We start from the raw sequence: 16,423 nt of genomic DNA on the forward strand, positions 1-16,423 counted from the left end.
CCCCCACGCCCATGGACTACGAACTGGCGCTCCACGAATCGCCCCAGCCGCGGCTCGACCCGAGCGAGCGGCCGACGCGGCTGCTGCACGTGATGCTGCGGGTGCGCAACCTGGCGCGCTCGATGGATTTCTACATCGGCGCGCTGGGGCTGCGGATGCTGCGCCGGCAGGACTACCCGAGCGGCCGCTTCACGCTGGTCTTCCTCGGCTACGGCGAGGAAGCCGCCCACACCGTGCTCGAGCTCACCCACAACTGGGACCAGGACGAGCCGTACGAACTCGGCACCGGCTACGGCCACATCGCGCTGGCGGTGAACGATGTCCACGCCGCCTGCGGGGAACTCGCCGAAGCCGGCGTGAAGATCACCCGGCCCCCGGGGCCGATGAAGCACAGCGACACGCTGATGGCCTTCATCGAGGACCCGGACGGCTACCGCATCGAACTGATCGGCTGCTCCTGACCGACGGCACGCCAAGGCACACGATGAACACCACCACCACGATCCCGCCCCCGCCCGCCGCCCGCGCCCGGCCCACGCCGCCGCGCGCCCTGGCGATCCCGAAGGAGGGCGAAGACGGCCTGTTCCGCCAGTCCTGGTATCCGCTGTGCCTGTCCAGCGAGGTGGCCCACGGGCAGGTGCTCGGCTGCAGCTTCCTCGACGGCAAGGTGGTCGCGTTCCGCGGCGACGACGGCGTGGTGCACGTGACCAGCGCGTACTGTCCGCACGTCGGCGCCGACCTGTCGGTGGGCAAAGTGGTCGGCAACAACCTGCGCTGTGCCTTCCACCATTGGGAATACAACGGCGACGGTGTCTGCGAGAAGACGGGCATCGGCGACCCGCCGCCGCGCTCGGCCTGCCTCTTCGTGTTTCCGTCGCAGGAGCACTGGGGCATCGTATGGGTCTTCAACGGCGAGGAACCGCTGTTCGACCTGCCCGACATGGGTTATCCGGAGGACACGCTCGAGATCTGGCCCTACAAGTTCCCTCGGCCGTTCCACAGCGATCCCTGGGTGTTCGCCGCCAACACGCCCGACATGCAGCACCTGAAGGCGGTGCACGGCGTGAAGTTCGAGCACGGCGATCCACACGACCTGATCGAGTGGGACGAATGGGGCCTGCGCTACAACGTGAAGGCGAAGCACCAGGGCGGCGTGCCCATCGACTGGACGCTGGGCCTGCGCGGCACGGGCTTCTTCTGGCGCACCGGCACCTACGGCGATTTCTGGTGCGCCGCGGTCACCGGCTTCGGCCTGCCGTCGCCCGGCATGCACCAGGTGTTCGGCGCCGCGATGGTCCTGAAGGGCGAGCACGGCAAGGAGCGGCTGGCGAAGATGCGCGGCATCACCGAGCGGACCATCGGCGAGGACGAGCAGATCCTCGACACCATCCACTACCGGCAGGGCACCTTCACCGTGGCCGATCGAACGCTGGCGAAGTACCTGCGCATCGTGCGCGACTTTCCGCGTGCGCATCCGTCGGCCGCATTCATCCGATAGCCGCACAGCCTTCTCAATCCCACGGAGCTCCCGATGAAATTCTTGAAGACCCTCGTGCTCGGCGCGGCTGCCGCGCTGGCGCAGGTGCCGCTTGCATCGCAGGCCCAGACCACCTTGACCTTCGCCGGCTTCGGCGGTCCGCTGCAGGAGGCGATGGTCAACCAGATGTTTGCCGACGCGGGCAAGCTCAACATCCGCATCAAGGAAGACCGCAACGGCTTCTGGACCGGCATCAAGGCCCACCTGATGGCCAAGGCACCCGGCTGGGACCTGACCGAAGTGGGATTCGCGCGCTGCGAACAGGCGGCGCAGGCCGGCCTGATCCAGGACATCGACTACACGGTGGTCGACAAGAGCAGGATACCGGCCGCGCTCGCGCAGCCGAAGTATGTCGGCGTCTACACCTTCACCTACGGCCTGACCTACCAGACCAAGAAGTACGGCGCCAATGGGCCCAAGAGCTGGGCCGACTTCTTCGACGCGCAGAAATTCCCCGGCCGCCGCACGATGCTCGCCGATGGGCTCTACGCGCTGGAGGCCGCGCTGCTGGCCGATGGCGTGCCCGCGGCCGATGTCTACAAGCTGCTTCGCACGCCGGCCGGCGTGGACCGTGCCTTCGCCAAGCTCGAGAAGCTCAAGCCGCACGTGGCGGTCTGGTACAAGTCCAGCGGCCAGGCGATGCAGCTGATGCGCGACGGCGAAGTGGACATGGGCCTCATCTCCAATGCCCGCGCCCAATCGGTCGTGAAGGACGGCACGCCGCTGACCTTCGTCTGGGACCAGGCCTTCGTCGACACCGAGTGCCTGATGGTGCCCAACAACGCGCAGAACACCAAGGCGGTGATGCAGCTCATCAACTCCGCGCTCGACACGAAGAACCAGGCCGCGTTCGCCACCGCCAGCTACTACGGCCCGACCAACCTCAAGGCTTTCGAGGGCGGGCTGATTCCGGCCGCAGCCATGGAGTGGCTGCCGAGCGCGCCGCAGAACCTGCCGAGGCAGGTCTGGGCCGACCAGCGCTGGTATGCGGCGCCGGAGACCGAGGCGGTGCTGCAGCGCTTCGCCAAGTTCCTTCAATGACCGCCGTCCTCGAACCGGCGGCGGGCATGCGCGCGGATTCGGGCGCATCGCCTGCAGGCATGGGGCCGCAAGGCGCGGCGGCATTCGCAGGCCACCTGCCCGGACCCGCTTCAGCCGGCGTCCGCGTCGAGGCGCTGTCCAAGCGCTACGGCAGTTTCACCGCACTGGACCAGGTCGGGCTGGCGGTGAAGCCGGGCGAGTTCCTGACCCTGCTGGGCCCGTCGGGCTCGGGCAAGACCACGCTGCTGAACATCGTGGCGGGCTTCATCCGGCCGGACGCGGGCTCCCTGTGGTTCGGCAGCGAGGACGTGACCGGGATGCCCGTGCACCGGCGCGAGCTGGGCATGGTGTTTCAGAACTACGCGCTGTTCCCGCACAAGAGCGTGTACGAGAACATCGCCTTTCCCTTGCGGGTCCGCAAGATGCCGCAGGCCGAGATCGAGCGGCGGGTGCGGGCGGTGCTCGAGCTGGTGCAGCTGCCGCAGCTGGGCGGGCGCAGCATTGCGGCGCTCTCCGGCGGCCAGCGCCAGCGCGTGGCGCTCGCGCGCGCCGTGGTGTTCTCTCCGCGCATCGTGCTCATGGACGAGCCGCTCTCGGCGCTCGACAAGAACCTGCGCGAGCAGATGCAGGTCGAGATTCGCCGGCTGCACGAAAAGATCGGCGCCACCACCCTCTACGTGACCCACGACCAGCGCGAGGCGCTGACCATGAGCGACCGCATCGCGGTGATGAACAAGGGGCGCATCGAGCAGTGCGACAGCGCCTCCGTCATCTACGAGAAGCCCGCCAGCCGCTTCGTGGCCGGCTTCATCGGCGAGACCACGCTCGTGCCCGCCGCGGCGAACGCCTCGCGTTCGGTGATGCTGCCGGGCGGCACGCTGCTCGGCGTCACCGATCCGCTCCCGGCGGTGGCCTCCCTGCACGTCGCGCTGCGTGCCGAGCGGCTGCTGCTGCCGGGCGAGTACGACGCCAGCGCCAACCGCATCCCGGCCGTCATCCAGGATGTGATCTACCAGGGCGACAGCCTGCTCCTGGTCGCCGGCATCGAAGGCGGCCACCGCGTCTCCGTTCGCAAGCCCTTGCGCGGCGCTGCCGGCACGCACGGCTTCGCGGCCGGGCAGCCCATCGTCCTGGGGCTGATGCCGGCCGCGACCATCGTCGTGCCCGACTGAGCCCGGCGTCGCCTATCCCACGGGAAGTACCTCATGCAACAGACCATCGCCCCGCCTTCCTCCACCCGCACGCGCCCGCAGCCGCCGCGAACCCAACCGATGCCGCCGGAAGGCGAGGGCGGCTTCTCGCAATCGTGGTTCCCGGTCGCGCTCTCCACCGACCTGGCGGAGGGCCAGGTGCTCGGCGTTCCGTTCCTCGACGGCAAGATCGTTCTCTTCCGCAAGGAAGGCGGCGTGCCGCAGGCGATGAGTGCGTACTGTCCGCACATCGGAGCCGATCTCTCGGTCGGGCGGGTCGTCGGCCATCGCGTGCAGTGCGCCTTTCATCACTGGGAGTACGACGGCGAAGGCGTCTGCGTGAAGACCGGCATCGGCGATCCGCCGCCGCGGTCGGCCTGCCTGTTCGTCTTTCCGACGCAGGAGCGCTTCGGCATCATCTGGGTCTTCAATGGCGAAGAGCCGCTGTTCGACCTGCCGGCGCTGCCCTATCCCGACGCCGAACTGGCGAGCGGCTCCTACCGCATGGGCGAGCCGCTGCACTGCGACCCATGGGTGTTCGCCGCCAACACGCCGGACATGCAGCACCTGAAGGTGGTGCACAAGATTCGCTTCGACGCCGACGATCCGCACGAACTGGTGCGCTGGCATCCGCACGGCATGGAGTTCAGCTACACCGGCCTGCACCAGGGCGACGTGCCGATCGCGAACACGGCCGGCATCCTCGGCACCAGCGTGTTCTACCGCTGGGGGATGTACAACGGCTACTGGCGTTGCAACGTCACGGGCTTCTCCCTGCCGCGGCCGGGCCGGCACGAGGTCTTCAGCTGCAGCCTGGTCCGCGCCGGTCCGGACGCGCCCGCGCAGTTGGCCGACGTGCTGGCCATCAGCCGCCGCACCGTGGGGGAGGACAAGGACATCCTCAACACCATCCATTACCGGCAGGGCCTGCTGACCCGGGCCGACACCACGCTCGCCCGCTTCCTGCGCTACCTGCGCAGCTATCCGCGCGCGCATCCGTCCGGCCCCTTCATCAACTGAGCGGAGCCGGGTCTTCCATGTCCGCGCACACCCTTCCGTCGTCCCTTCCGGCCGCGGCTGCCGCCGACAGCAGCCGCGACGAGCAGCGCTGGATGCTGCTCGACATCGCTCCCGGGGCGGCCCTCGTCGCCCTGCTGCTGGTGGTGCCCCTGCTGTGGCTATTCTGGATGTCGTTCTCGGACGGGCAGGGCGGCCTCACCCTCGGCAACTACACGCGCATCTTCGCGGACGGCTCCTATGCGCGCGCCTTCAACCTCACGCTGTGGATGGCGGCGGCCACCACGCTGATCTGCGCCGTGGCCGGCTACACGCTGGCCTACGCGCTGACGCTGCTGCCGCGCTGGGCCGTGACGATCGCGATGGCGCTGATTGCGCTGCCCTTCTGGACCAGCGTCCTGGTGCGCACCTACGCGTGGCTCGTGCTGCTGCAGAACCGCGGCATCGTGAATTCGCTGCTGCTGAAGTCCGGCCTGCTCGACGCACCGCTGCCGCTGATGCACAACGTGACGGGCGCGCTGGTCGGCATGGTGCACATCATGCTGCCCTTCATGGTGTTTCCGCTTTACGCCGCGCTCCAGAAGGTGGACCCGGACCATGTTCGCGCAGCGGCCGGCATGGGCGCCTCTCCCACGTACACCTTCTGGCGCGTGTTCTTTCCGCAGACCGTGCCCGGCATCGTCGCGGGCTGCGTGCTGGTGTTCGTGCTGTGCCTGGGGTTCTACATCACGCCGGCCCTGCTCGGCGGCGGCCGGACCGTCGTCATGTCGATCCTGATCGAGCACGAGATCAACGGCAGCATGAACTGGGGCGTCGGCAGCGCCGTGGCCGTGTTCTTCGTGGCCGTCGTGCTGGCGGTCTTTGCCGTGGCCGGGCGCTGGATGCCGGTGGACCGGCTGTTCCAGAGGTAGCGCGATGCAGCCTCTCGTTTCCCATTCGCGCCGGGCCTGGCTCTACCTGCTGGCGCTGGTGGTCGTGCTGTTCCTGGTGCTGCCGGTGCTGATCGTGGTGCCCATGTCCTTCTCGGATTCGCGGATGCTGGATTTTCCGCCGCGCGGCTGGTCGCTGCGCTGGTACGAGCGCTTCTTCACGGCGATGGAATGGTCCGGCGCACTGGTCGTCAGCCTGAAGGTCGCCGCCTGCACGGTGCTGCTGGCGACGCCGGTGGGTGTTGCCGCGGCCTACGGCATCCACTGCGGGCGCAAGGCCGCGGTGGGACCGCTGCAGACCCTGCTCCTGTTGCCGCTGATGGTGCCGCACATCGTGGTGGCGGTGGGCATCTTCTATGTGTTCGTGAAGCTGGAAATCCTCGGCAGCTTCTTCGGGCTGGTGCTGGCGCACACGATGCTGGCGCTGCCCTTCGTCGTGGTCACGGTGCTGGCGGGCCTGCGCTCCTACGACATGGCCCAGGAGATGGTGGCCCGCAGCCTCGGCTGCACCCGGCTGCGGGCCTTCCTGACGGTGACGCTGCCACAGATCAGGGTGAGCGTGCTGTCGGGCGCGCTGTTCGCCTTCGTCACCTCGCTGGACGAGGTGGTGGTGTCGCTCTTCATTGCCGCAGGCGACAACGCGACGATCACCAAGGTCATGTTCGGGTCGCTGCGCGACGAGATCGATCCGACGATCGCCACGGTCAGCACGCTGCTCATCCTGTGCAGCTTGCTGGTGGTGGTGCTGAGCGCGGTCCTGTCGCGGCGGCCGGTGCCTGAGCGATGAGCTCCCGCGCCGCCCTCTGCCCTCCGACGCTCAGGCCTGCGGCCGGATGTTCTGGTTCTGGCTGAACAGGTTCTTCGGGTCGAACCTTGCCTTCAGGGCGGCCAGCCGCGCATAGTTCGGGCCGTAGGCGCCGCTTGCCACGCGCTGCGTCTCGTCCTCCGACATGAAGTTCACGTAGACACCGCCGGTCGCATGCGGCGCGAGCGCATCGAACAGCGCGCGTGCCCAAGCGATGCACTCGCGGTCGCCACCAGCCTCGCGCCAGCGCGTGTGCACGTTGACGACGAACTCGGCATCGCGGTGCGGATAGGCCGTGGCGCCGGCCTCGATGCGGTTGATCTGCCCGCCCAGTTGGCCGATGAAGATTTCGCACTCGTCGCTCGGCAACCGGGCGGTGGCGTCGCACACGATGCGTTCGACCTCGGCGTTCAGCGCCTTGAAATCATGCGACTTCCAGTAGTTGCGCGCGCCCGGCTGCAGCAGCGGATCGAAGGCGGTCTGCCAGGTGGCGAAGGGCATGGGCCCGACGTGCTCGCCGGCAGGCGTGCCCCAGCTGCGCAGCGCGCCAGCGAGCTTCTCGCCGCGGGCCCTCTCGCCGATCCAGCAGAAGGCGATGACGACGACTTCCTTCCCATGCACATCCGCCGGAAGGAAGGGAAGCGGGGGCGCCTTGCGCAGCACCATCCAGGCCGTCATCTCGTCGCCCGCGTCTGCCGTGAACCTGCGATAGCCGTCGAACACCTGCCTCGCCTGTTCGAGCGGATAGACGATCAGCCCCGCCAGCACCTCGGGGCCGAGGGGATGCAGCCGGTACTCGAACGAGGTGACCACGCCGAAGTTGCCGCTGCCGCCGCGCACGGCCCAGAACAGGTCGGCGTTCTGCGTTGCATTCGCCTGCACCAGCTCGCCGGACGCGAGCACCACGTCGACGCCCGTCAGGTTGTCGATGGTCAGCCCGCGCTTGCGGCTCTGCCAGCCGAAGCCGCCGCCCAGCGTGAGCCCGGCGATGCCGGTGGTCGAATTGATTCCGGTGGGCGTCGACAGACCGAACGCCTGCGTCTCGCGATCGAAATCCGACAGCAGCGCTCCCGGCTCGACACGCGCGAGACGTGCCACCGGGTCGACGCGTACCGACTTCATCCCCGACAGGTCGATCATCAGCCCGCCGTCGCAGGCGGCCTTGCCGGCGATGTTGTGGCCGCCGCCCTTGACCGCCATCAGGAGCTGGTGCTCGCGCGCGAAGTTCACGGCCTGGATCACGTCGGCTGCGCCGGCGGCACGCACGATCGCAGCCGGCCGGCGGTCGATCATGCCGTTCCACAAGGTGCGCGACACGTCGTAGCCGTCGTCTCCCGCCATCACCAGTCCACCGCGCAGCGCTGCGCGCAGCGCCGCGACCGGTTCGTCCGCGATGCCGACCGTGCCGCCTTGGGCGGTTTGAAAGTCAATCATGAAATGTTCTCCTTGATTTGCCGCCAGCCGGCAGGAAGGCGCGGTTTTCAACGGCTGGGAAGAAGTCTGCGAGCCGTTGGTAATCACCGCGCGTCGCGGCGACTCGCCTTTGTATCGACCTGGTAAACGGATGGGGGGAGCTTCAGCCGCCGTGGGAGGGGCTGCTGCGGTCCCTTCGAAGCCACGATTCCATCAGCGTGCGGAGTGCCTGGTGGTCGACGGGCTTGTGCAGCACGTTGCTGACGCCGTGCGCTTTCGCCTTGGCTTCATCGATCTCGTCGGCATTGCCGGTGTACAGCAGGACCGGCAGGCCCGGGCGCAGCTCGGTGGCCCGCCTTGCGAGCTGCAGGCCGTCGAGCTGTGGCATCGTCTGGTCGGTGATCAGCAGATCGAGCGGCCGACTCAGGTCGTCCAGCCAGGCCAGCGCCTCCAGGGGGCTGCGATGCAGCACCACCTCGATGCCCCAGCCCGACAGCAGTTCGACCATGAAGTTGCCGACCATGACTTCGTCGTCGACGACCATCACGCGCGCGCAAAGCGCTTTGCCGGCCGCTGCAACGACGGGCGCGTCGGTGACGTCGACCTCCGCGCCGCTGGCGGGCGGCAGCATGACGCGGAACACGGAGCCAACGCCGAGTGCTGTCTCGACGATGACATGGCCACCGTGGTCATGCACGATGCCGTGCACCATCGCCAGGCCCATGCCCGAGCCACGCCCGACCTCCTTGCTGGATGTGAAGGGTTCGAAGATGCGATCGATCAGGTCCGGCGCGATCCCGCTGCCGCTGTCAGCCACGCTCAATTCGACCCACCGCCCGCTGTCGACCGTGGCGCGGCACGAGGCGCAGGTCCAGCCGCCGCCGCTGCGGCCCAGCCGAACGCGGATCCACCCGGAGCCGGTGATCGCGTCGCGCGCATTGATGCACAGATTGAAAAGCACCTGTTCCAGGTGCACGGCATCGACCGCGACGTGCAGCTCCTGGGCCCTCTTCGTGGGTGCTGCGGTGGATTCGAGCGATACCGAAGAGGGCAGGGTGGCGCGCAGCAGTTGCAGGGTCTGGTCGACCAGCGGGGCCAGTGCCAGGGTCCGGCGCTGGCCCCGCTGGCGTCGCGCAAACGCCAGCATCTGCGCGATGAGCTCGCGGGCCCGCTGGGCAGCGATGTGAGCCTGGCCCAGCTGGTGCTGCAGCCTGGCGTCGCCCAGCGTCGCGGCGCGCTCCTGCCCGAGGACCAGGTAGCCGATCACGCTCGTGAGAATGTTGTTGAAGTCGTGCGCGATGCCGCCGGTGAGCTGGCCGATGGCCTCCATCTTCTGCGCCTGGCGCAGCTGGGCCTCGAGGCGCTCGCGCTCGGCCTCGGCGGCGCGGCGCTCGGTGATGTCGCGGGCCGCATACAGGACATGCGGCTCGCCTCGGTAAGTCACCGGCATGCCGGTGACCTCGAGGTAGAAGTGGCTGCCGTCCTTGCGCACACCCGGCACCTCGAAGCGGACCGCCTCACCGGCCAGGATGGCGCAGTGCTGTTCCCGGTGGCGCTCCTGGAGCGTCGGGTCGGGTTGCGTCAGGACGCGGGTCGCGCTCAGCACTTCCTCGCGGGAGTAGCCGCTCATGCCCAGGTAAGCGGGATTCACGTCTACCGCGCGGTACTCGGCGTCTCGTACGACCAGGCCGTCGGCAGACGCGTTGAAGATCGCCCGGTATTGTTCCTCGCTGTTGCGCAGCGCCCGCTCGGCACGCTTGCTTTGCGTCATGTCGCGGCCGATGTAGAGCACATGCGGTTCGCCATGGTGGAGGATCGGAACCCCTCGCAGCTCCAGGTCGTAGCGCTGGCCATCGCGCCGCACGAGCTCGGTCTCGAGCCGGATCGGCTCGCCGGCCAGCGCCTGCTCGTGCAGCTGGCGGATCGTGGCCGCGACCTCGGGTGGGTTGGCCAGCACCCGGGCCACCCCCAGGACCTGGTCGAGCCGGTAGCCGCTCATCCGCTCATAGGTGGCGTTGGCGTCGACGATGCTGAAATCGGAGGCGCGCAGCACCAGGGCGTCGGCCGATGCGTTGAAGATGCCGCGGTACTGCGCTTCGTTCGCCCGCAGCGCGCGCTCGCTGACGATCCGCTCGCTGACGTCGCGCCCGACGCCGAGCACATAGGGCGTATCGCCCAGCTGAACCGGCAAGTAGCGCAGTTCGATGTGGAACGAGCTGCCGTCCCCCCGCGTCACCGGCTCGACGGCCTGTGTCTCGCGTCCTTGCAGCGCGGCTTCGACGTAGCCGATCAGTCGCCGCATGTCCTGCGCGTCGGGGCGTTCGGTCCAGTGCTTGCCGATCACCTGCTCGCGTGTCATGCCGGTCATGCGCACGAAGGCCTGGTTGATGTCGACGGTGCGCAGATCCCGGCTCCACAGCACCATCGAATCGATACTGCCGTCGAAGATGGCCCGGTACTTCTGCTCCTGCGCCTGCAGCGCCGCAAGCGCTGCCTTGCGCTGCGTGATGTCTCGCCCGACCGCCAGCACGTGCGGGGTGCCTGCGTAGCCGATCGGCAGATAGCGCAGCTCGATGTCGAAGGTGCTGCCGTCCTGGCGCACGCCGCGCGTCTCGATCGATCCCTCCTGGCCGGCCAGCGCAGCCCGGATGCGCTGGATGCGCCGCTCGCGCTCCTGGGCATCGATGTTGGGCGGGAGCGAACTGCCGATGATCTGCTCGCGCGCATAGCCGAACATGGAGACGAAGGCCGGATTGATGTCCACGATGCGCAGCGCGTCGTTCCAAAGTGCGAGCGCATCGGCGCTGCCGTCGAAGATCACCCGGTACTGCTCCTCGCGCGAGCGCAAGGCCTCGAAGATGGCGCGGTAGCTGACCTCCGGCCGTTGCGGCGGCTGGCGCGGGCCCGCCTGGTCGATCTCGCAGGCGGCACGTCCACCTGCGAGGCGCAGCATCGACTCGAGACGCTCCGCCGCCGCGGGCGCGGCCAGCGTCGCAGCACGCACGGCATCGTCTGCGCTGTTGCGCTCGATCTCCCCAAGGATGCGGCTCGCGAAGATCTTCAGCAGGGCCTCGGCCAGCCTGGGATCAGGAAGCGGGTCGCGATCCATGGCCACCAGCAGCCCGAGCGGACTGCCGCGCGCGTCGTCGAGTGCAAGAGCGGCATACGCATCCATGCCCTCCAACGGCAACATCGCCACGGGGTTTGTTCCTGCGTCAACGCTGCGTGCAACGAAGCGGTGAGCGCGGCCGGCGACCTGCGCCCCGGGCGAATCCTCCAGCGTGTATTCGAAGTCGTCCAGCGGCCTGCCATCGAGCACCGCTGCCAGCGTTCGCAATGTGCTGCGCGAGCTGTCGGTGAAAACGGCCACGAACACGCAGGCCACTCGCAGGATCTTTGCGAGCTCTTCCACCAGCTCGGCCAGGGTGCCGGGGCCGCCGGCGACGGCCTGCGCGGCCAGGTACATCGCTTCGGCCGCGTCGGTCCACGCGGGTGCGTCGGCGCAGCGAAGACGGCGTTCCGGGGCAGCCATGGCCGCAGTCTAGACCGCCGCAACGTCGTGCGCAGGGTCATTGCCTGGGTGATACCGGGCGGATACATGCGTGACACACGCCGGCGCTGACGCGCGCGTGAGCAACTATCTGTCAATCTAAAGCGTTGCTTGCGCCTGCTTGCATCGCGTGTTCTTGCCGACAGTAGTTGGCATCAGGGCAGCTTCAATCCACCCGTTATCCAGGAACACAGACATGTTCGGAAGCTACAAGAAAAAGATCGAGGCGTACTGCGAGGCCGCCGGAATCGAGATTCCCATCGGGTTCGACCGTCATTCGCCGGGGCGGTATGCAGCCATCGACCTGGACTCGGATCCGCCGAAGCTGGTGGCCACGACGTGGTCAAGCGTCCAGGATGCCGTGAACTACGTGGCCAACCTGGCAGCAGGCCGCAGGACCCGAATGCTGGATTTCCTGAAAGGCCGCGAGCTCACCTTCAATGGCAAGGACAGCCTGGTGCCCGGCAAGCTCTTTTGAGGCGCGGCGCGATGGGATGGGCGGTGCCAAGCCTTGCCGCGGTGCGGGCGACCGGGCAGGGAGTTCCTGCAGCGGACAGCGGGTCTAGAGATCCTCAATGACCAAGGTGCGATAGCGTTGCGCGACGGAGTAGGGGCCGCGGCGAACGACTTCCATCATCCGTTGCGCCGTTTCTGCGTCCGGCGTCTTGACCAGCAGGCCGTGGTGGCCTTCCCTTGCCAGCTTGGTGTAGACCCTCACCGTGGCGCCCTCGGTCCCCGCCGAAGGCAGCGGGTCGTCGGCATCGCTGACCGTCGGCGTGATCTGCGAGAGGATCGCGGCTGGCGTGAGCAGGTAGACCTCGCTGTCCTCGAGCTGCGTGCTGAGCTCCTCGCCTACTGAAACGGCGGTCGCTTCGTCCGGGAACATGACCATGGAATATCCCGAGGGATAGAACGTGCCGCCCAGCGTGGAAATCATGGACGGATCGAGGCTGAAGGACATCAACATGGCTGTTTTCCGGAACTGAAGTGGGCCAGCCCTGACGTTGCGGCAAGGTGCTCGCGGCGGCTGGTAGGACGAGTCCGGTAGTGCTCGACGGCCGTCACCGTTTACGGCGTGGCAACGATCCAGATGGATTGACCGGAAGAAAGATTTCCCCATCACGGGCGAGACCCCTTCAACGCACACACCGGCACAGTGCTTCATTGCGCACATGGAGTCTCCAGAAGCAGTGTTCGAGCCGATCCTGCCGATGCTCGCCAAGATCGCAGCGAGCCTGCCGGAGGGCGCTGAATTCCTTTTCGAGCCGAAGTGGGACGGCTTCCGGGCGATCGTCTTCCGCCGCGACGGCAAGGTCCTGATCCAGAGCCGCGAGGGCAGGCCGCTGGACCGCTACTTTCCCGATCTGCACGAGGTCTTCTTGGCAGCGTTGCCCGAAGGGTGCGTGCTCGACGGCGAGATCGTGATCGCCACGCCGGGCGGCCTCGACTTCGATGCGCTCCAGCAGCGCGTGCATCCTGCCGCCTCGCGGGTGACGCGGCTGGCTGCCGAGACGCCCGCGTCGTTCGTCGCCTTTGATCTGCTGGCGTTGGACGGACAGGACCTGACGGCGCGGCCGCAGGCGGAACGCCGCCTCCTGCTGGAGGCGCTGCTGGCAGAGTCGGTGCCGCCGATTCATCTCACGCCCATGACCACGGATCGCGCGCTTGCGCTCAGCTGGCTGCAGCATTTCGAAGGCGCGGGCTTGGACGGCGTGATTGCAAAGTGGGCAGACCAGCCCTACCTGCCGGGCAAGCGCGCGATGCTGAAGGTGAAGCACCAGCGCACGGCGGACTGCGTGGTTGCAGGCTTTCGCTGGCACAAGAGCGGATCGGATGCGGTGGGCTCGCTGCTGCTGGGCCTCTACGACGAGCACGATGTGCTGCAGCACGTGGGCGTGACCTCGTCCTTCGACATGGCAACGCGCAGGAGACTGGCCGACGAGTTGCAGCCGCTGCGCGACAACGCGCTGCAGGGACACCCCTGGGCCGGATGGGCAGAGGCCGCCGACGGCGGGCCGCAGCAGCGGATGCCAGGCGCGCGCAGCCGCTGGAGCGGGAGCAAGGATCTCACCTGGGAGCCCGTGCGTCCCGAGCGCGTGTGCGAGGTCCGGTACGACCACCTCCAGGGCGACCGTTTCCGCCACGCCACCTTGTTCCTTCGATGGCGTCTCGACAAGCCGCCGAGTGCTTGCCGCTACGACCAGTTGGAGGTCACGCCGCCTTATGAACTCGCTCGCGTGTTTTCGCAACGGTGACGAACCACGTCCCGAAATCCCGGCGCCGCGCCTGCCACGCCTTCTGGAAACACATGGAAAAGGCGACACAATCAATGGATGAGCGAAGTCAATTCTTCAAACGACGACCACCTGTCTGATCTGCACCGCTTCCAATTATTGGTATCCGCGATTCACGACTATGCAATCTACATGCTCGACGTCGATGGACGTGTCGTGAGCTGGAATGCGGGGGCCCAGCGGTTCAAGGGGTATTCCGAAGCCGAGATTCGTGGGCAGCACTTTTCGCGCTTCTATACAGCCGAGGATCGGGCTGCAGCTTTGCCTGAAAGGGCACTGAAGGCCGCAGCGGAACATGGAAAGTTCGAGGTTGAGGGTTGGAGAGTTCGCAAGGACGGTTCGCGCTTCTGGGCCAGTGCCGTCATCGACCCGATTCGTGCCGAGGATGGTCGGCTGCTGGGCTTCGCCAGGATCACCCGGGACATCAGCGAGCGCAAGGCGGCGGCCGACGCCTTGCAACGCAGCGAGCAGGAATTCCGTTTGCTGGTCCAGGGCGTCAAGGACTACGCGATCTACATGCTCGACCCGCAGGGCCGTGTCACGAACTGGAATGCGGGCGCGCGGCGAATCACGGGTTACGAAAAGGAAGAGGTACTGGGCCAGCACTTCTCCCTCTTTTACACGCCGGAAGATCGTGCAAGCGGCCTCCCGGACGAAGCCTTGCAGACGGCCGCCACGCAAGGCCGCTTCGAGCATGAAGGCTGGCGCTTGCGCAAGGACGGCTCCAGGTTCATCGCCAGCGCCTTGCTCGAGCCCATCGCCGACCCGGATGGCAAACTGATCGGATACGCCAAGATCACCCGCGACATCACCGAGAAGCAGGAGGCAGCCGCTGCTCTGAAGAAGGCCGAGCTTGCCCTGCTGCAGGCGCAGAAGATGGAGGCCATCGGCAAATTGACCGGCGGCGTCGCGCACGACTTCAACAACTTGCTCCAGGTGATCGCCGGGAACCTGCAACTGCTCTCCCGCGACATCGCTGGAAACGAGCGCGCCGAGCGCCGGGTGCAAGGAGCTTTGGCGGGCATCCGGCGAGGGGCCAAGCTCGCCAGCCAGCTCCTTGCGTTCGGCAGGCGCCAACCGCTCGAGCCGAAGGTCGTCAACCTCGGACGTTTGCTTGGCGCGACGACAGACTTGTATCGGCGCACGCTGGGCGAGGCGGTTGAAGTCGAGACCGTGATCGCCGGCGGCCTTTGGAACACATCGGTCGATGTGGTCCAGGTCGAAAACGCGTTGCTCAACCTGGCCATCAATGCCCGCGATGCGATGAATGGCGTTGGCAAGCTCACCATCGAAGTCGGCAACGCTTTTCTCGACGAGGCCTACGCCCGGGTGAATGCCGATGTCGTGGCAGGGCAGTACGTGCTGATCGCCGTCTCCGATACGGGCGCGGGGATGACGCCGGAGATCATGGCCCAGGCCTTCGAGCCATTTTTCTCGACCAAGCCGGAGGGCCAGGGCACCGGACTTGGCTTGTCGATGGTCTATGGTTTCGTGAAGCAGTCCAACGGGCATGTGAAGATCTACAGCGAGGTGGGGCATGGCACGACAGTCAAGCTCTACCTGCCGCGCTCGCAAGAGGCCGAGGACCTGCCGGCACCCGCGGATGCACGTGTCGTGAGCGGCGGCACGGAGACCGTGCTCGTCGCGGAAGACGACGAAGAAGTCTGTGCGACGGTGCTGGAAACGTTGACCGAACTGGGCTACCAGGTGCTGAAGGCGCACGACGGAGAGAGCGCCCTGGCGATCATTCAAAGCGGCATCAAGATCGATCTTCTTTTCACCGACGTCGTCATGCCCGGACCGCTGCGCAGCCCGGATCTTGCGCGCAAGGCCCGCGAGCGACTTCCGGACATTGCCGTGCTCTTCACGTCCGGCTACACGCAGAACGCCATCGTCCACGGCGGGCGGCTGGATCCCGGCGTCGATCTCCTCACCAAGCCCTATTCACGCGAGGATCTTGCGCGCAAGGTCCGGCAGGTGATCGAAAAACAGGCGCGAAACAAAAAGACGGGGCCGTAGCTCGTCTACGCCGTTCGATCCGCGCAGTAGCGGAAGAAGTCGTCGAGTTCCGTCGACTTGTCGAAGATCGCATCTGCGCCGAGTTGCCTGCATCGCGCGCGCGTATCCGCGGTGGCGAAGTTGGTGAGCATGACGACGCGCTGCGATGAAGCGCGTCGCGCGCAAAAAGCCAGGACCCCCAGGCCCGAGCCCTGCTTGAGGAAGAGATCCACCACGGCGAGTTGCCACTGTGCAGGATGGCTGGCGAGCCACTCGCAGGCTTCTGCCTCCGATTCCGCCGTGCCGGCGACCTGGGCGGAAATCAGCTCCTCCAGCGCCGAGCTCAAGTGCTGACGAATCCTCTGGTTGTCCTCGACGAGGAAGACTGAACGTTCCATGTCACCTCACGCAAATGGGCCACTTGCCGGCGGCTTCGGTGGAACAGGCAGCGCTGGCCCATCGGGCGGGAATGTAGGCGTTCCCAACGTCTTGAACCATCGAATTGACAATGCTTGAGATTTTCTTGTAGTCAGAAAGTGCTCTCCAGCTAGGCCTCGTTGCGACTCGTGTACATACAAGCGGTAACTTTGCTTAGCCACATTTAGCATCGCGCTCGCTTCTCGCTGCCGCCAACTCGGCTGCGCTTTTC

Annotated in this window: 14 protein-coding genes; 10 read left to right on the forward strand and 4 right to left on the reverse strand. The window is 67.0% G+C overall.

All coding sequences use genetic code 11. The features are described from left to right. Positions 1-11: 11 nt before the first annotated feature. Genes gloA through E5CHR_RS11305 form a run of 7 tightly spaced genes read left to right on the forward strand, consistent with a single transcriptional unit; the run spans position 12 to position 6,501 of the window. Positions 12-461, forward strand: coding sequence for a lactoylglutathione lyase (gloA, locus tag E5CHR_RS11275; RefSeq protein ID WP_162579752.1), 450 nt, complete (start codon positions 12-14; stop codon positions 459-461). 23 nt (positions 462-484) lie between these two features. Beyond that, positions 485-1,498 carry a Rieske 2Fe-2S domain-containing protein gene (locus tag E5CHR_RS11280; RefSeq protein WP_162579753.1) on the forward strand — a complete coding sequence of 338 codons (1,014 nt, stop codon included), beginning with the start codon at positions 485-487 and terminating at the stop codon, positions 1,496-1,498. A gap of 33 nt (positions 1,499-1,531) precedes the next feature. Beyond that, positions 1,532-2,578, forward strand: coding sequence for an ABC transporter substrate-binding protein (locus E5CHR_RS11285; protein WP_162579754.1), 1,047 nt, complete (start codon positions 1,532-1,534; stop codon positions 2,576-2,578). Further along, positions 2,575-3,750: an ABC transporter ATP-binding protein gene (locus tag E5CHR_RS11290; protein ID WP_232062039.1), complete on the forward strand. Its 1,176-nt coding sequence runs from the start codon at positions 2,575-2,577 to the stop codon at positions 3,748-3,750. The genes E5CHR_RS11285 and E5CHR_RS11290 overlap by 4 nt, the downstream gene beginning before the upstream one ends. A 33-nt stretch (positions 3,751-3,783) precedes the next feature. Then, positions 3,784-4,788, forward strand: coding sequence for a Rieske 2Fe-2S domain-containing protein (locus E5CHR_RS11295; RefSeq protein ID WP_162579755.1), 1,005 nt, complete (start codon positions 3,784-3,786; stop codon positions 4,786-4,788). Positions 4,789-4,805: 17 nt separating this feature from the next. Then, positions 4,806-5,696 (forward strand): ABC transporter permease, encoded by an 891-nt coding sequence (locus tag E5CHR_RS11300; protein ID WP_162579756.1) that lies wholly within the window; start codon positions 4,806-4,808, stop codon positions 5,694-5,696. Between the two features lie 4 nt (positions 5,697-5,700). Further along, positions 5,701-6,501, forward strand: coding sequence for an ABC transporter permease (locus E5CHR_RS11305; RefSeq protein WP_162579757.1), 801 nt, complete (start codon positions 5,701-5,703; stop codon positions 6,499-6,501). 30 nt (positions 6,502-6,531) lie between these two features. Here the strand turns inward: E5CHR_RS11305 and E5CHR_RS11310 are convergent, their stop codons facing one another. Next, entirely contained in the window at positions 6,532-7,953 is a 1,422-nt protein-coding gene (locus tag E5CHR_RS11310; protein WP_162579758.1) for an FAD-binding oxidoreductase, read from the reverse strand. A gap of 142 nt (positions 7,954-8,095) precedes the next feature. Continuing rightward, on the reverse strand, positions 8,096-11,464 hold the full coding sequence (locus E5CHR_RS11315; protein WP_162579759.1) for a PAS domain-containing hybrid sensor histidine kinase/response regulator: 3,369 nt from the start codon (positions 11,462-11,464) through the stop codon (positions 8,096-8,098). Positions 11,465-11,678: 214 nt separating this feature from the next. On the opposite strand from E5CHR_RS11315, the gene E5CHR_RS11320 reads away from it, so the two are divergent. After that, positions 11,679-11,960 (forward strand): hypothetical protein, encoded by a 282-nt coding sequence (locus E5CHR_RS11320; RefSeq protein ID WP_162579760.1) that lies wholly within the window; start codon positions 11,679-11,681, stop codon positions 11,958-11,960. An 84-nt stretch (positions 11,961-12,044) separates the two neighbouring features. On the opposite strand, the gene E5CHR_RS11325 is transcribed toward E5CHR_RS11320, so the two are convergent. Continuing rightward, a complete protein-coding gene (locus E5CHR_RS11325) occupies positions 12,045-12,449 on the reverse strand; it encodes a hypothetical protein (RefSeq protein WP_232062040.1) in 405 nt (134 codons plus the stop codon). Positions 12,450-12,654: 205 nt separating this feature from the next. Here E5CHR_RS11325 and E5CHR_RS11330 point away from each other — a divergent pair, with 205 nt between their 5' ends. Next, positions 12,655-13,737 (forward strand): ATP-dependent DNA ligase, encoded by a 1,083-nt coding sequence (locus tag E5CHR_RS11330; protein ID WP_162579761.1) that lies wholly within the window; start codon positions 12,655-12,657, stop codon positions 13,735-13,737. Between the two features lie 78 nt (positions 13,738-13,815). Continuing rightward, the gene (locus tag E5CHR_RS11335) at positions 13,816-15,795 is read left to right on the forward strand and encodes a hybrid sensor histidine kinase/response regulator (protein ID WP_162579762.1); all 1,980 of its coding nucleotides are present in this window, start codon (positions 13,816-13,818) and stop codon (positions 15,793-15,795) included. Between the two features lie 5 nt (positions 15,796-15,800). Here E5CHR_RS11335 and E5CHR_RS11340 read toward each other — a convergent pair whose 3' ends face one another. After that, positions 15,801-16,172, reverse strand: a complete 372-nt coding sequence (locus E5CHR_RS11340; protein ID WP_162579763.1) for a response regulator — start codon at positions 16,170-16,172, stop codon at positions 15,801-15,803. Positions 16,173-16,423: the final 251 nt, after the last annotated feature.

Source organism: Variovorax sp. PBS-H4 (assembly GCF_901827205.1).
In the GTDB taxonomy this organism is placed as follows: domain Bacteria; phylum Pseudomonadota; class Gammaproteobacteria; order Burkholderiales; family Burkholderiaceae_C; genus Variovorax.

Excerpts from the sequence above, each read along its gene's own strand:
- gloA (WP_162579752.1), top strand. The coding sequence starts at position 12 with ATGGACTACGAACTGGCGCTCCACGAATCGCCCCAGCCGCGGCTCGAC.
- E5CHR_RS11280 (WP_162579753.1), top strand. The coding sequence starts at position 485 with ATGAACACCACCACCACGATCCCGCCCCCGCCCGCCGCCCGCGCCCGG.
- E5CHR_RS11285 (WP_162579754.1), top strand. The coding sequence starts at position 1,532 with ATGAAATTCTTGAAGACCCTCGTGCTCGGCGCGGCTGCCGCGCTGGCG.
- E5CHR_RS11290 (WP_232062039.1), top strand. The coding sequence starts at position 2,575 with ATGACCGCCGTCCTCGAACCGGCGGCGGGCATGCGCGCGGATTCGGGC.
- E5CHR_RS11295 (WP_162579755.1), top strand. The coding sequence starts at position 3,784 with ATGCAACAGACCATCGCCCCGCCTTCCTCCACCCGCACGCGCCCGCAG.
- E5CHR_RS11300 (WP_162579756.1), top strand. The coding sequence starts at position 4,806 with ATGTCCGCGCACACCCTTCCGTCGTCCCTTCCGGCCGCGGCTGCCGCC.
- E5CHR_RS11305 (WP_162579757.1), top strand. The coding sequence starts at position 5,701 with ATGCAGCCTCTCGTTTCCCATTCGCGCCGGGCCTGGCTCTACCTGCTG.
- E5CHR_RS11310 (WP_162579758.1), bottom strand. The coding sequence starts at position 7,953 with ATGATTGACTTTCAAACCGCCCAAGGCGGCACGGTCGGCATCGCGGAC.
- E5CHR_RS11315 (WP_162579759.1), bottom strand. The coding sequence starts at position 11,464 with ATGGCTGCCCCGGAACGCCGTCTTCGCTGCGCCGACGCACCCGCGTGG.
- E5CHR_RS11320 (WP_162579760.1), top strand. The coding sequence starts at position 11,679 with ATGTTCGGAAGCTACAAGAAAAAGATCGAGGCGTACTGCGAGGCCGCC.
- E5CHR_RS11325 (WP_232062040.1), bottom strand. The coding sequence starts at position 12,449 with ATGTTGATGTCCTTCAGCCTCGATCCGTCCATGATTTCCACGCTGGGC.
- E5CHR_RS11330 (WP_162579761.1), top strand. The coding sequence starts at position 12,655 with ATGGAGTCTCCAGAAGCAGTGTTCGAGCCGATCCTGCCGATGCTCGCC.
- E5CHR_RS11335 (WP_162579762.1), top strand. The coding sequence starts at position 13,816 with ATGAGCGAAGTCAATTCTTCAAACGACGACCACCTGTCTGATCTGCAC.
- E5CHR_RS11340 (WP_162579763.1), bottom strand. The coding sequence starts at position 16,172 with ATGGAACGTTCAGTCTTCCTCGTCGAGGACAACCAGAGGATTCGTCAG.